16 protein-coding genes are annotated in these 13,580 nt (G+C 53.4%); 12 read left to right on the top strand and 4 right to left on the bottom strand.

Annotation, left to right across the window (positions count from 1 at the left end; all coding sequences use genetic code 11):
- Positions 1-165 precede the first annotated feature (165 nt).
- Positions 166-501 (top strand): GNAT family N-acetyltransferase, encoded by a 336-nt coding sequence (locus O1724_RS08625; RefSeq protein ID WP_308464224.1) that lies wholly within the window; start codon positions 166-168, stop codon positions 499-501.
- Between the two features lie 429 nt (positions 502-930).
- Positions 931-1,104 carry a VOC family protein gene (locus tag O1724_RS08620; RefSeq protein ID WP_214595493.1) on the top strand — a complete coding sequence of 58 codons (174 nt, stop codon included), beginning with the start codon at positions 931-933 and terminating at the stop codon, positions 1,102-1,104.
- A gap of 951 nt (positions 1,105-2,055) precedes the next feature.
- Here the strand turns inward: O1724_RS08620 and O1724_RS08615 are convergent.
- Positions 2,056-2,796 carry a hypothetical protein gene (locus O1724_RS08615; RefSeq protein WP_126296701.1) on the bottom strand — a complete coding sequence of 247 codons (741 nt, stop codon included), beginning with the start codon at positions 2,794-2,796 and terminating at the stop codon, positions 2,056-2,058.
- Between the two features lie 620 nt (positions 2,797-3,416).
- Between O1724_RS08615 and O1724_RS08610 the strand changes: the two genes are divergently transcribed.
- From O1724_RS08610 to rutG, 8 genes are all read left to right on the top strand, one after another.
- Complete coding sequence (locus O1724_RS08610; protein WP_230683309.1) at positions 3,417-3,800, top strand: hypothetical protein; 384 nt, start codon at positions 3,417-3,419, stop codon at positions 3,798-3,800.
- A gap of 439 nt (positions 3,801-4,239) precedes the next feature.
- Entirely contained in the window at positions 4,240-5,331 is a 1,092-nt protein-coding gene (gene rutA, locus O1724_RS08605) for a pyrimidine utilization protein A (RefSeq protein WP_063401665.1), read from the top strand.
- Positions 5,331-6,020 (top strand): pyrimidine utilization protein B, encoded by a 690-nt coding sequence (rutB, locus tag O1724_RS08600; protein ID WP_003858095.1) that lies wholly within the window; start codon positions 5,331-5,333, stop codon positions 6,018-6,020. Before rutA ends, rutB begins: the two co-directional genes overlap by 1 nt.
- An 11-nt stretch (positions 6,021-6,031) precedes the next feature.
- Positions 6,032-6,418, top strand: coding sequence for a pyrimidine utilization protein C (rutC, locus tag O1724_RS08595; protein WP_003858097.1), 387 nt, complete (start codon positions 6,032-6,034; stop codon positions 6,416-6,418).
- Positions 6,419-6,425: 7 nt separating this feature from the next.
- Positions 6,426-7,226 (top strand): pyrimidine utilization protein D, encoded by an 801-nt coding sequence (rutD, locus tag O1724_RS08590; protein ID WP_126296702.1) that lies wholly within the window; start codon positions 6,426-6,428, stop codon positions 7,224-7,226.
- A 9-nt stretch (positions 7,227-7,235) separates the two neighbouring features.
- Positions 7,236-7,826, top strand: coding sequence for a malonic semialdehyde reductase (locus tag O1724_RS08585; RefSeq protein WP_060580007.1), 591 nt, complete (start codon positions 7,236-7,238; stop codon positions 7,824-7,826).
- Between the two features lie 9 nt (positions 7,827-7,835).
- Positions 7,836-8,330 carry an NADH-dependent FMN reductase RutF gene (rutF, locus tag O1724_RS08580; protein WP_063401667.1) on the top strand — a complete coding sequence of 165 codons (495 nt, stop codon included), beginning with the start codon at positions 7,836-7,838 and terminating at the stop codon, positions 8,328-8,330.
- Between the two features lie 21 nt (positions 8,331-8,351).
- A complete protein-coding gene (rutG, locus tag O1724_RS08575) occupies positions 8,352-9,674 on the top strand; it encodes a pyrimidine utilization transport protein G (RefSeq protein WP_058659644.1) in 1,323 nt (440 codons plus the stop codon).
- Between the two features lie 110 nt (positions 9,675-9,784).
- On the opposite strand, the gene O1724_RS08570 is transcribed toward rutG, so the two are convergent.
- A complete protein-coding gene (locus O1724_RS08570; protein WP_023315780.1) occupies positions 9,785-10,705 on the bottom strand; it encodes a DMT family transporter in 921 nt (306 codons plus the stop codon).
- A gap of 116 nt (positions 10,706-10,821) precedes the next feature.
- Positions 10,822-10,992, bottom strand: coding sequence for a con-10 family general stress protein (locus tag O1724_RS08565; RefSeq protein ID WP_001273664.1), 171 nt, complete (start codon positions 10,990-10,992; stop codon positions 10,822-10,824).
- Between the two features lie 391 nt (positions 10,993-11,383).
- Here O1724_RS08565 and wrbA point away from each other — a divergent pair, with 391 nt between their 5' ends.
- Positions 11,384-11,980, top strand: coding sequence for an NAD(P)H:quinone oxidoreductase (gene wrbA, locus O1724_RS08560; RefSeq protein ID WP_006809323.1), 597 nt, complete (start codon positions 11,384-11,386; stop codon positions 11,978-11,980).
- Between the two features lie 18 nt (positions 11,981-11,998).
- Positions 11,999-12,226, top strand: a complete 228-nt coding sequence (locus O1724_RS08555) for a YccJ family protein (protein ID WP_006809324.1) — start codon at positions 11,999-12,001, stop codon at positions 12,224-12,226.
- A 32-nt stretch (positions 12,227-12,258) separates the two neighbouring features.
- Here the strand turns inward: O1724_RS08555 and agp are convergent, their stop codons facing one another.
- Complete coding sequence (gene agp / locus O1724_RS08550) at positions 12,259-13,500, bottom strand: bifunctional glucose-1-phosphatase/inositol phosphatase (RefSeq protein WP_058663368.1); 1,242 nt, start codon at positions 13,498-13,500, stop codon at positions 12,259-12,261.
- Positions 13,501-13,580: the final 80 nt, after the last annotated feature.

Genomic DNA, 13,580 nt, shown 5'->3' with positions numbered 1-13,580 from the left:
CATACGACAAGCAACATTAGCCGATTCAGTATTACTAAAAGAGCTTGGCTATCGCATCTATCCAGCGCACTTTAAGCATATGTGGCAGTCAGAATCAGGATTGTATAATTATTTGGAATGTGAATATTCTCTTCCTGTTATTGAGCAGAATATTAATGACAAAACATAAGCTGGTATATAGCGGAAATAGATCAGCCGATTAGTTTTGCGAAGCTGACATGGCAAGCGACTATCCCTAATACAGACATTAGTGGTGTTCTTCTTGACAAACTCTACCTTGCCCCAACTAAAACGAATCAGCATTACGGTCAATTAATGTTTAAAAAATTCATAGATCTTGCCCGAAGTGATGGAAAAAAATTTTTATGGTTGGAGGTTCTCGAGCAAAACGAACATGCTCATAGATTCTATAAAAAGCAGGGAATGCAATACATCAGCGACATCGTTTTCGAAACAGAGTCACAGCGGAGCATACTCAAGATAATGGGGATGTGTATATAACGTCCGATTTTCGCTCACAGCGGACCTTCGGTGCTGGCTGCATCGTGTCAGGAGTGGACCTTACAAATATCAGCGCGAGAATCAATAGAGAACAAACATACCAGCTCTGGGAGAGATCGTTTCACACAGGTAAAGAACAGACGCAATCACCAATTCTTATACCAAATCCAACCTCACCCGATGGTTTAATGTTTTACTGTTATTCTTCTTTGCTGACGAGAGTAAAAAATGATTGACTACACCGGATTCAACGTCATAAATCTTGAAGACAGTAAGTAATGTTACACAAATGTTCTTGCCAGTCTTGGTCATGTTATCCGGCTTGAATTTCCGGGCAAGGCGGTAGGTTTTGGTCCCGCCCAACTCGATGAAGGGCAAGATCCTAGCGGTGCGTTCTGGTTAACACAGGGAACTCCCTCCACACCCCGAATGCATCTTGCCTTCAATGCAAAAAACAAAGAGGATGTTGAGGCATTCCACCATGTCGCCCTCCAGGCAGGTGGAAAAGATAATGGTGCGCCGGGTTACAGGCCCCATTATCACCCTGGATATTACGCCGCGTTCATCCTTGATCCTGATGGGTACAATATAGAGGCGGTTTAACACGAGACGCGATAGTCGCTAATATACTTCCCCAATGCTGATAGACGATCCTGCGCAAATATTCAGGCAGGATCGTCTGACGGGTGGTATCAGTTCAGTAAAAGCGTTGGTCAATTAATGCGTTTGGCATAATTACTTTCTCTGTATCATGAAAAGCGCTTACATCATTTCCTGTATTTCCGTTCCTCTGCTCATAGCAGCCGGTCAACTACCGTGATTTCTGAAGGTGTATCGGCTGTTATTTTACATAAATGGACGGAACTTCCTGTTTGTCAGGGTGACACGGAAAAGGACACAGGCGATACTTATCCTGGAAGATCGAGTGCTGACTGCTTTAGATTACAACAAAACTGGTCTGAAATATTGCTGAAATGGCGCGTTCCGGGTCTGAATCCCAGAAAATTGGCCCACGAAGCACCACGGTAGAAAACCCAGTTTTGCAGTATGGGGGATTATTATGGCTGAAGTCGCAGCTCATTTTTTGTCCTCGCTAACGCTGCGGGAGTTTCGTCGTTAAATGCCTCCCATGCCCTGGCGGATATAGACAGAACAGTCTGAGCATCCCGAGGAAGCAGATATTACAATGAAAGGATCAGTGATGTATAATCAATGATGCCAAAATTAACGGTGTTTTTTGTGGTATGGAGACTGCCTGCTCTGGCTTTTCTTCTTTTGGTTTTTATGGTTTTTATGGTTTTTATGGTTTTAAAATACGAGTCCGGTCTTGGAAAAATCTCACTAGCAGCATTTATTTGTTTAGTTGCAGTTGTTTTATATAGGATATTTTTGAACTGATATGTTATCAGTCCCAGTGGATATAAAATGCTGTATGTCCAAGTGATTGCGGAGAATTAAAAGAGTGAAGAAAAGACGGCTGGTGCGGCTCGATGGCTGCATCCAGCTCTTATTGGGAGTGCATCTAGTGGGATCGCATGATAGATGATTTTTTAATCAACATTGCGAGTAGTGGTTATAAATATCCCGTCCTCCCTTCTGCGATAGTTTGAAAACATTACCCGGTTCATTACACATGCGACTTTCATAAAAGTTATCCGTTGTTATATTATGTAAACAAATAAGTCGTGTTCCATAGGTAATATCTTCGCGATCACTAGGAATTACTTCGTGTTCCGGTCCATACCAATATAGTTTGGCTTTATCGCCCTTTGCAATAAATGGAGCTGGATCACCTGAAGCCTCCTTATACTCAAATGTGAATTTTTCTCCATCACAAACCATATTCACCATGCATTTTGTGTAACTTGTACTATAAGACAAATCTGAACCAGTATTGGGCTCGTATACAGTTACTTTTCTTCTCTCCCGGTATACAGTGTCTATTGAAACTATTCTTCGGTTGAGTTCCTTAGGTAATCTTAGGTTTAGCTCATAATCTTGTTTATGCTGGCAACTTTTTGATAAGTTTGTAACAGAGGTAAATAAATCTTTTTCTTGCATAAGGTTTTTTCGCATCAAATCTCGAAATTGAATGAATTCATCTGAGTATGTATGACAAAAATTAAGGAGTGTCAGGATAAAACCAAACAAACTTAGTAATAAAAATGGGACATAACATACAAATATATCAGTGCTAGATGAGTAATACGCACCTATAGAAAGTGTACATAAAATCAGACCAAGCAATACAGCTAAAGATGCAGATTTACCACGATTTCTTTCAGTGTCCATCATTCTGAACTCGATGCAATCGCAATCTCCTAGCCAGCATATCCTATAGCTATTAGGTGATATTTTATATACAATGATATAAAGATCGCTGTTTTTGGGAATGCATTCAATGGAATTAAAATTTGGTGTGACTGGTCTCAGATCGTAGTAACTTAAATAATAGTAGAACTCATTGTAGGTGATTCTTACGTATGAGGCATTGTTACCTTTCTCATCACACATTCTGTCGATTTTTACTTTGTCAAAAGGCAACCTGAGGCATTTATACATATCTTTGCGACCTAAATTATGTTTGATGTTTATGTCCTGGCACAAATTATAGAAGAAACAGGTCATGAAAACAATTCATACACATGATACATGGATTTGTGAAATATATTTACATGGTGAATTTCCCATTACCTGAAATTGGACAGAACAACCTGAACGTCCAAGCTGGTGATTGCTCCGAACCGTTGAATTCACAGCCAGCAGCGGGCTTTTAGTTGTTGTCAATGGGAGGGTATTTCAGCAAAATGAAATTACCTTTAAACACGGCAATTTTTTATGCAGCCTCCAACTATTAAATCTAGCTCCGGCAGGAGTTACTAACTCATAGAATAAAGGATGCACAGGATCGGATTATGCGTACTCATAAACAGAATAAGCCTCGTAAACTGTATTGCAGCGTCAACACGACTACGCGGCACCATTCTAATAATCCAGGTTCTGAATATTGCTGGGAACGTAATCGTAAAAGAGTCGGGGATGAACTACTGGCCAAGCGCGAGTCAATACATGGCGGACAGAAGCATGGCCGAGACTACACACCATTGTTTTATTTTCTGATCAAAAAGATTGGCAAATCGTGGAATGAAATATTCAGCGAAGTATGTGGACGTCTTGATACCACCGAGCCTGTATTCTGGTTGGTCGCGCTACATGAGCATCAGCGAAGGGATTTATTCTGCATTGGCGAAAGCAGTTTTTATCCGGGTCTGTTTGTTGATGAGAATGGAATTCTGTAAGAGGTAAATACTTTAATCACGATAAAGGATGTTAAGGTGACTTGCCGCTGCTGCACACACACACTTATGTTGGAGAATCTGTACCCTGGATAGATTGAATAACAACACCTTTTATCCTGCCACGGGTGCGGCCCTCATCAGCAACGAGAGCGATTACTAACTTTTGCTTTTTGCTCAATGCGGACGACCCGCTCCCCAATCCCTTACCGCCCCTGCACCGCCATCGCGCACCGTTGCCTGTTTGCGTGCATCTATTTTGACCATTTAGTCCACTTTATTTGCACTCTATTCACCAACCTTGCGTTAACACATTAACAATAAAGCCCTTTTAAAAACTGGCATCCCCTTTGCAAAACCCTTTTCACGAGGCTGAACAGGATATGCAGGATGCAGCGCCACGTCTGACTTTCACCCACACAGAGATGAAGAGAGGTTCGTGATGAAAATTGGCGTATTTGTACCGATCGGCAACAACGGCTGGCTTATCTCGACCACTGCCCCGCAATACATGCCGACCTTTGAGCTGAATAAAGCCATCGTGCAGAAAGCGGAGCATTACCATTTCGACTTTGCGCTCTCGATGATCAAGCTGCGCGGTTTCGGCGGTAAGACCGAATTCTGGGACCACAACCTGGAGTCCTTTACCCTGATGGCGGGCCTGGCGGCGGTCACCTCGCGGATCCAGATCTACGCCACCGCCGCCACCCTTACCCTGCCCCCGGCGATCGTGGCGCGGATGGCCTCCACCATCGACTCCATCTCCGGCGGGCGCTTTGGCGTTAACCTGGTCACCGGCTGGCAAAAGCCGGAGTACGAGCAGATGGGGATCTGGCCGGGGGACGATTACTTCTCCCGTCGCTACGACTACCTGACTGAATATGTGCAGGTGCTGCGCGATCTGTGGGGCACCGGCAAAAGCGATTTCAAAGGCGATTTCTTCACCATGAACGACTGCCGCGTCAGCCCGCAGCCGTCGGGGCCGATGAAGGTTATCTGCGCCGGGCAGAGCGACGCGGGAATGGAATTTTCCTCGAAATACGCCGACTTCAACTTCTGCTTCGGTAAAGGCGTTAACACCCCTGCCGCCTTCGCGCCCACTGCGGCACGCATGAAAGCGGCCGCCGACAAAACCGGGCGCGACGTGGGCTCCTACGTGCTGTTTATGGTGATTGCCGACGAAACCGATGACGCCGCGCGCGCCAAATGGGAACGATACAAGGACGGCGCGGATGACGAAGCGCTGAGCTGGCTGACCGAGCAGAGCCAGAAGGATACCCGCTCCGGCGCGGACACCAACGTTCGCCAGATGGCCGACCCGACGTCTGCCGTCAATATCAACATGGGCACCCTGGTTGGCTCGTATGCCAGCGTCGCCAGAATGCTCGACGAAGTGGCTGCCGTGCCCGGCGCCGAAGGCGTGCTGCTGACCTTCGATGATTTTCTCACCGGCGTGGAAACCTTCGGCGAGCGCATTCAGCCGCTGATGCAGTGCCGCGCCCACATCCCTGCCGTGACGAAGGAGGTGGCGTAATGACGACCCTCAACGCTCGCCCGGAAGCCATTACCTTTGACGCGCAGCGCAGCGCGCTGATCGTGGTGGATATGCAAAACGCCTATGCCAGTAAAGGCGGGTATCTGGATCTGGCCGGGTTTGACGTCTCCACCACGCAGCCGGTGATCGAGAACATTAAAACCGCCGTGCACGCTGCGCGCGCTGCGGGCATGCTCATCGTCTGGTTCCAGAACGGCTGGGACGACCAGTACGTCGAAGCTGGTGGTCCCGGCTCCCCCAACTTTCACAAATCCAACGCCCTGAAAACCATGCGCCAACGGCCAGAACTCCAGGGCACGCTGCTGGCGAAAGGCGGCTGGGATTATCAACTGGTGGATGAGCTGGTACCGGAAGCCAGCGATATCGTACTGCCGAAACCGCGCTACAGCGGCTTTTTCAATACCCCGCTCGACAGCCTGCTGCGCAGCCGGGGCATTCGTCATCTGGTCTTTACGGGCATTGCCACCAACGTCTGCGTGGAGTCGACCCTGCGCGACGGCTTTTTCCTCGAGTATTTTGGCGTGGTGCTGGAAGACGCTACCCATCAGGCCGGGCCGGATTTTGCCCAGAAAGCCGCCCTGTTCAATATCGAAACCTTTTTTGGCTGGGTCAGTAACGTCAATGATTTCTGCGACGCGCTGGATCCCCCGCTCGCCCGTATCGCCTGAGGAGAACCGCTATGCCGAAATCCGTGATTATTCCGCCGGGCACCAGCACTCCGATTGCCCCCTTCGTTCCCGGCACCCTCGCCGACGGCGTGGTGTATGTCTCGGGCACGCTGCCGTTTGATAAAGACAACAACGTGGTGTTTATCAACGACCCAAAGGGGCAAACCCGCCACGTGCTGGAGACGATCAAAACCGTGATCGAAACGGCGGGTGGTACGATGGAGGACGTGACCTTCAACAGCATCTTTATCACCGACTGGAAAAACTACGCCGCGATTAACGAAATCTACGCGGAGTTTTTCCCCGGCGATAAACCGGCGCGGTTTTGCATCCAGTGCGGGCTGGTAAAGCCCGAAGCGCTGGTTGAAATTGCCACCGTTGCGCACATCGCGAAGTGAGGCCACCATGAAACTGTCCATTTCCCCGCCCCCCTTTGCGGGCGCGCCCGTGGTGGTACTGATTGCCGGGCTCGGCGGCAGCGGGAGCTACTGGCTGCCTCATCTCGCCGTGCTGGGGCAGGAGTATCAGGTGGTGTGCTACGACCAGCGGGGCACGGGGAATAACCCGGATACCCTGCCGGAAGACTACACCCTCGCACACATGGCCGACGAGCTCGCACTGGCGTTAGCCGGGGCCGGGATCGCCCGTTACTGCGTGGTCGGCCACGCGCTGGGGGCGCTGGTGGGCCTGCGGCTGGCCATCGATAAGCCCGACGCCCTTACCGCGCTGGTCTGCGTCAACGGCTGGCTGACGCTCAATGCCCATACCCGACGCTGTTTTGACGTTCGCGAACGTCTGCTGCATTCGGGCGGCGCGCAGGCGTGGGTAGAGGCACAGCCGTTGTTCCTCTACCCGGCAGACTGGATGGCCGCCCGCGCCCCGCGGCTGGAGGCCGAGCACGCGCTGGCGCTGGCCCATTTTCAGGGCAAAGCCAATCTGCTGCGCAGGCTGCATGCCCTGAAGCAGGCCGATTTCAGCCGCCACGCTGCACGCGTTCGCTGCCCCGTGCAGATTATCTGTTCCACCGACGATCTGCTGGTGCCGTCCGTCTGTTCTGATGAACTGCACGCCGCACTCCCGCACGCCCGCAAAACGGTCATGCGCCAGGGCGGGCATGCCTGCAACGTGACCGCGCCGGACATCTTTAACACTCTGCTGCTGAACGGGCTTGCCAGCCTGCTGCACAGCCCAGAATCCGCTTTGTAAGGAGTTTGAATGAGCGAAGCCATCACGCCCGCCGCGCTGGAAACGCTGTTTACCGGCGCACGTACCCATAACGGCTGGCTGGATATACCGGTCAGTGACGAGACGCTGCACGAGATTTATGACCTGATGAAATGGGGGCCGACGTCCGCCAACTGCTCCCCGGCGCGCATTGTGTTTGTGCGAAGCCCGGAAGGAAAAGAAAAGCTGCGCCCGGCGCTCTCCAGCGGCAACCTTGAGAAAACGCTCACTGCCCCGGTCACGGCGATTGTCGCCTGGGACAGCGAGTTTTATGAGCGCCTGCCTGTACTGTTCCCGCACGGCGATGCCAGAAGCTGGTTTACCGCAAGCCCCGCGCTGGCGGAAGAAACCGCCTTTCGCAACAGCTCAATGCAGGCCGCGTTCCTGATTTTCGCCTGCCGCGCGCTCGGGCTCGACACCGGGCCGATGTCCGGTTTTGACCGGGAAAAAGTGGACGCGGCCTTTTTCACGGGCACGCTGCTTAAAAGCAATCTGCTGATCAACATCGGCTACGGCGATACGACCAAACTGTACGGACGCCTGCCGCGTCTGGCCTTTGACGATGCCTGCGGGCTGGCGTAAGGAGCCATCATGACGACACCCGATCAACAAACGTTCCGTGATGCCATGGCCTGCGTCGGTGCGGCGGTCAATATCATCACCACCGACGGCCCGGCGGGAATGGCGGGCTTTACCGCAAGCGCGGTATGCAGCGTAACCGATACCCCGCCCACTCTGCTGGTGTGCCTCAACCGCGGCGCGTCGGTCTGGCCGATTTTCAGCGAGAACCGCACCCTGTGCGTTAACACGCTGAGTGCCGGACAGGAGCCTTTATCCAACCTGTTTGGCGGGAAAACGCCGATGGCGGACCGCTTTGCCGCTGCCCGCTGGCAGACGGGGGAGACGGGCTGCCCGCGTCTGGAGGCGGCCCTGGCCTCATTCGACTGCCGCATCAGCCAGGTGGTGAGCGTCGGCACCCACGACATTCTGTTTTGCGACATTGTATCGATTATCCGCCACCCGGCGCCGCAAGGGCTGGTGTGGTTCGACCGCGGCTATCACGCACTTATGCGACCCGCCTGTTAATCCGCATTCAGGAGACAGATCATGTTCGGACTTCCCCACTGGCAGTTGAAATCGACCTCCACAGAAGAAGGCGTGGTCGCGCCGGATGAAAGGCTCCCGCTCGGGCAGACCATGGTGATGGGCGTGCAGCATGCGGTCGCGATGTTTGGTGCGACGGTGCTGATGCCCATGCTGATGGGGCTGGATCCTAACCTCGCCATTTTGATGTCGGGTATGGGTACCCTGCTGTTCTTTTTTGTCACCGGCGGGCGTGTGCCCAGCTATCTGGGCTCCAGCGCCGCCTTCGTTGGGGTGGTCATTGCAGCGACCGGGTTTAACGGTCAGGGTATTAACCCCAACCTGAGCGTGGCCCTCGGCGGCATTATCGCCTGTGGGCTGGTCTATACCCTGACCGGTCTGGTGGTGATGAAAGTCGGCACGCGCTGGATCGAGCGGATGATGCCCCCCGTCGTCACCGGGGCGGTGGTGATGGCGATAGGCCTGAACCTCGCGCCGATTGCGGTGAAGAGCGTTTCCGGCTCACCGTTTGAAAGCTGGATGGCGGTGATTACGGTGCTGTGCATCGGCGTGGTGGCGGTCTTTACGCGCGGCATGATCCAGCGGCTGCTGATCCTGGTCGGGCTGATTGCGGCCTGTCTGGTCTACGCGCTGCTGGCGAACGTGTTCGGCCTCGGCAAACCGGTTGATTTCACACTGATTCATCAGGCCGCCTGGTTCGGCATGCCGCACATAACCTCGCCCACCTTTAACGTTCAGGCGATGATGCTCATCGCGCCTGTCGCGGTGATTCTGGTGGCTGAAAACCTGGGCCATTTGAAAGCCGTAGCGGGAATGACCGGCCGCAATATGGACCCGTATATGGGACGGGCGTTTGTGGGAGACGGTCTGGCGACCATGCTCTCCGGCTCGGTCGGCGGCAGCGGCGTGACGACCTACGCGGAAAACATCGGCGTGATGGCAGTGACCAAAGTCTACTCGACGCTGGTCTTCGTGGCGGCGGCGGTGATGGCGATGCTGCTCGGCTTTTCCCCAAAATTCGGCGCATTGATCCACACCATCCCGGCACCCGTGATTGGCGGCGCCTCGATTGTGGTATTTGGTCTTATTGCCGTCGCGGGGGCACGTATCTGGGTGCAGAATCATGTTGATCTGAGCCAGAACGGTAACCTGATCATGGTGGCGGTAACGCTGGTGCTGGGGGCGGGTGATTTCGCCCTGACGCTGGGCGGGTTTACGGTGGGCGGGATTGGCACGGCGACCTTCGGCGCGATCCTGCTCAACGCCCTGCTGAGCCGCCGGAAAAGGGATGTACCTCAAGGAAAAGCCATCACCCCTTCCACCTGAAATACGTGCCGCATTCTTGCCGGGTGACGCTACGCTTACCCGGCCTACAATTGGCAAGTAGGCCCGAGCAAGCGAAGCGCCGCCGGGCTAAACGGACAGGGTGCGCGTTGTTAGCTATCTGCCCTTTGTTCAGCGCTCAATCCGGCAGTCGCCTTACGTCGTTTTTTTAACTTCAACTCGCTCACCAGCACCCCGGCGATAATAAATGCCGCGCCCACCAGCGCCAGCAGCGGCAGACGCTCCCCGGCGAGTCGCCCGAAAATACCCGCCCACACCGGTTCACCGGTGTAAATGACCGTCGCCCGTGTCGGGGATACGCTGCGCTGCGCCCAGTTCATGGTAACCTGGATAATGGCGCTAAAAATACCCAGCCCCAGCGCCACGACGATAAGCCCGGTAGACATCGGCGGGACGGACTCCCCTGCCGGCACCATCGTCGCGAACGCCACCAGCGACGCGGTGGCAAGCTGCACCACCGTCACCCGCTTGACGTCCACTTTTCCTGCCCAGGCGCTAATCAGAATAATTTCTGCCGCAATGGCGACGGCCCCCACCAGAGTGATGATCTCCCCCGGCCCCAGCGCCAGCAGATTATTTTCCGGCCCGGCTAATAAAATAAGGCCGATGAACGCCAGCACGATGCCAATGCACGACATCAGGCCCGGCATTCTGCCGAGGCACAGCCACTGCAACAGCGGCACCAGCGGTACGTACATGGCGGTGATGAAGGCGGATTTACTGCTGGAGATAGACTGGAGCCCCCACGTTTGCAGGCTGTAACCCATGGCAATCGCCACGCCAATGGCGACACCCGCTTTAAGCTCTCTCAGGGTCAATCCGCGCAGGGTTTTCAGTGAAATAAGCGCCACGGCAACCGCAGCGGTTGCAAAACGCAGCCCTACAAAGAAAAACGGATCGCTCATCGTGACCGCGTACTGAACGGCAAGAAAGGTTCCGCCCCAGAACATGGTGATCAAAATCAGGATGGCTTCCTGAGGCTTAATGGAGAAGGTAAAACGGGAAACGGACATGGGACACCAGCACGAAGAATCAATCCTGTAGTGTGCGATGCCTTTGATGACAGTTCAATGTAGCAGACATAAAAAAACCGCCGGGAAACCCGGCGGCAGAGAGTTAACCCGGCGTACTACTTGTTGCTGCCGTGGCTATTTTTACCCCCTTTTTTACCAGCCTCTGATGCGCGCTGAGGGTCGTTTTTAAAGTTGCCCCCGCTAGACTGGCCACCTTTACGACCTGCTTCTGATGCTCTTTCACGGTCTTCAGCGAAATTACCTGAACCACCACGATGGTTTGCCATCTCTAACCTCCAGAGTGTGAAACATTAGACATCATATTGCATTCAGTAAAAGAGGATTCTTTCACCTCGCGGCTCAAGGACAGTGCCTTTATCTGTGCCGCGTGAAACTAAGCTTAGTGTAATGCGGCTATCCGGCAAGCGAGAGGTAATATTCTGCAACATGATCTCAGCCTTTCGTATGAAATATTGAGGAAGTCATTCATAAGCCATTCTTATATTTTGAAAAATCCGCGCCGCGAAAGTTGTTTCATTTTGCTACAAAGCACGTAACGAAAAGATATTGTTATATATCAAAGAAATGCCGTTCATTTTTGCAGTCTGGCTGTGATGTCATATCTTTAAAGGAACGCAGCGATCCGCTGTAAGAAAAACCAACGAGGAGTGATGCAAAATGGCAAAAGTTCTGGTGCTCTATTATTCCATGTATGGACACATTGAAACCATGGCTCACGCAGTAGCAGAAGGCGCAAACAGAGTAGACGGCGTTGAGGTCGTGGTTAAACGCGTACCGGAAACCATGCAGGCGGAAGCCTTCGCCAAAGCCGGGGGGAAAACACAAAACGCCCCGGTCGCCACCCCGCAGGAGCTCGCGGACTATGATGCCATTATCTTCGGCACCCCGACCCGCTTCGGCAATATGTCCGGCCAGATGCGCACCTTCCTCGACCAGACGGGCGGGCTCTGGGCCTCCGGCGCGTTATACGGCAAGCTGGCCAGCGTGTTCAGCTCTACCGGCACGGGCGGCGGCCAGGAGCAGACGATCACTTCCACCTGGACAACGCTTGCGCATCATGGGATGGTCATTGTGCCGATTGGCTACGGCGCGCAGGAACTGTTTGATGTCTCCCAGGTCCGTGGTGGTACGCCCTATGGCGCAACAACGATTGCCGGTGGGGATGGTTCACGTCAGCCAAGCAATGAAGAACTTTCAATCGCCCGCTATCAGGGTGAATACGTCGCGGGTCTTGCCAAAAAACTGAACGGCTAACCTAACAGGAGGACAAGTATGCCAACTCAAGAATCCAAAGCTCACCACGTGGGCGAATGGGCAAGTTTACGCAATACCTCTCCGGAGATTGCCGAAGCCATCTTTGAAGTCGCCAATTATGACGAAAAGCTGGCTGAGCAGATTTGGGAAGAAGGCAACGATGAAGTGCTGGTTCGCGCCTTCGAAAAAACCGACAAAGACTCGCTGTTCTGGGGCGAGCAAACCATCGAACGTAAAAACGTCTGAACGTTCCCCCCGCCCACGCGGGGGGGTATTTTCTATTTCGCCGCGTTATCCATCACCGCATTGAATTTATCGACAGGACAGAAGCCGTTGCCATCCACCGGACAGCCCTTCAGCTCCAGCGTCACGCGCTGCGCAGGGGATTGCAGCGACAGTACGCTGGCGTTACGCAGCTGATCTGAACTCTGGTAAACATACTCAATTTTCATCAGCTCCTGGTTAGTGTTTTTATCATGCCAGCGCTGGAAGACAATTTTACCGCCAATCGGGGTTCTTTCCTGCTGGTCGTGCAGCTGATAAGGCCTGAAGTCCAGCGCGGTCAGCAGCGAGGCGATGTTAGAGTCGTGCCCTACCAGCAGGGTGATTTTTGGCGCTTTTGCCTGGTCGGTCACCAGCGCTTTATCAATGTACTTCACCAGCGGTTTAGCCACGTTCTGCGCTACCTCCTTCGACGTAAACAGCGAGTCCTGATAGCCGTTTTTCAGCTTCGACAGCACGCGCCACTGCTGATCGGTTTTGATTTCCCCCCAGGCCACCTGGTCTGTCGGGAAGCCTTCGTAATACTGTAGCGTGAACGCATCCACCAGCGAGTTACCCACCTTCAGCGGCCCGGAGACGCCCGGCTCTTTTTCATAATCGGCGCTGAAGGTATCTTTCGCCTCCGTCAGGGAGCAGACTTTTTTCTCCTTGCAGGACGGCGATTCGCTGTAGTTTGTCAGCTGTTCCAGCAGTTTGTAGCTTTCATCCAGATGCATTTTCTGCCGTTCCGTCTCCATCGCTTTCAGCGCTTTCTCGCGAAACTCAGGGGAGTTATCGGTAATGACCGGATTGAAGGTGGGGTCCATGGTGCCCATTTTTTCCTGATGATGCACAGGAACATCGCACCCGGGGAACGCGCCGGTGATAAAGAACTGCGCGGTCGCCACGGTGCGCTGGAGGCTGTTGGCGTAGGCATAGACGGTATCCGCTGGCGGGCATTCACCCGTCTTCACCATCCCCTGCTCTGCCAGCCACTCGCGCATATAGTGACCCATATACACTTCCAGTACGCCACCTTTGGTGGTGAGCTGTCCACCCGGGACGTCCCACTCCGGCCACTGCTTCGGCGTGGACTGCTCCAGCACGCTGCCGTTATTGGCAAGCGGCGCGCGCAGGTTGTGGCGGCTCATGATGAGCACCTGTTCCAGCTGATAGCCATCCGGCGTGTCCTGTGCCTGCGCCCCAAACGTCACTGAAAGCGTTCCTGCCACGGCGACAGCGAGTAGTGCTTTTCTCATCCCTTTTTCCTCATGCGTTTTTATCGTTACGCTGAGTGTGACAGACTGGTGACCGTTTTTTCGGGAAGCATTTCTCAAAC

The organism is Enterobacter cloacae complex sp. HYC074_NIDB, assembly GCF_056673345.1.
The sequence above is the reverse complement of the archived record's forward strand: the minus strand, read 5'-3'. Positions and strand labels throughout refer to the sequence as shown.

Coding starts and splice junctions, on each gene's coding strand:
- O1724_RS08620 (WP_214595493.1), top strand. CDS start 931: ATGCATCTTGCCTTCAATGCAAAAAACAAAGAGGATGTTGAGGCATTC.
- O1724_RS08615 (WP_126296701.1), bottom strand. CDS start 2,796: ATGATGGACACTGAAAGAAATCGTGGTAAATCTGCATCTTTAGCTGTA.
- O1724_RS08610 (WP_230683309.1), top strand. CDS start 3,417: ATGCGTACTCATAAACAGAATAAGCCTCGTAAACTGTATTGCAGCGTC.
- rutA (WP_063401665.1), top strand. CDS start 4,240: ATGAAAATTGGCGTATTTGTACCGATCGGCAACAACGGCTGGCTTATC.
- rutB (WP_003858095.1), top strand. CDS start 5,331: ATGACGACCCTCAACGCTCGCCCGGAAGCCATTACCTTTGACGCGCAG.
- rutC (WP_003858097.1), top strand. CDS start 6,032: ATGCCGAAATCCGTGATTATTCCGCCGGGCACCAGCACTCCGATTGCC.
- rutD (WP_126296702.1), top strand. CDS start 6,426: ATGAAACTGTCCATTTCCCCGCCCCCCTTTGCGGGCGCGCCCGTGGTG.
- O1724_RS08585 (WP_060580007.1), top strand. CDS start 7,236: ATGAGCGAAGCCATCACGCCCGCCGCGCTGGAAACGCTGTTTACCGGC.
- rutF (WP_063401667.1), top strand. CDS start 7,836: ATGACGACACCCGATCAACAAACGTTCCGTGATGCCATGGCCTGCGTC.
- rutG (WP_058659644.1), top strand. CDS start 8,352: ATGTTCGGACTTCCCCACTGGCAGTTGAAATCGACCTCCACAGAAGAA.
- O1724_RS08570 (WP_023315780.1), bottom strand. CDS start 10,705: ATGTCCGTTTCCCGTTTTACCTTCTCCATTAAGCCTCAGGAAGCCATC.
- O1724_RS08565 (WP_001273664.1), bottom strand. CDS start 10,992: ATGGCAAACCATCGTGGTGGTTCAGGTAATTTCGCTGAAGACCGTGAA.
- wrbA (WP_006809323.1), top strand. CDS start 11,384: ATGGCAAAAGTTCTGGTGCTCTATTATTCCATGTATGGACACATTGAA.
- O1724_RS08555 (WP_006809324.1), top strand. CDS start 11,999: ATGCCAACTCAAGAATCCAAAGCTCACCACGTGGGCGAATGGGCAAGT.
- agp (WP_058663368.1), bottom strand. CDS start 13,500: ATGAGAAAAGCACTACTCGCTGTCGCCGTGGCAGGAACGCTTTCAGTG.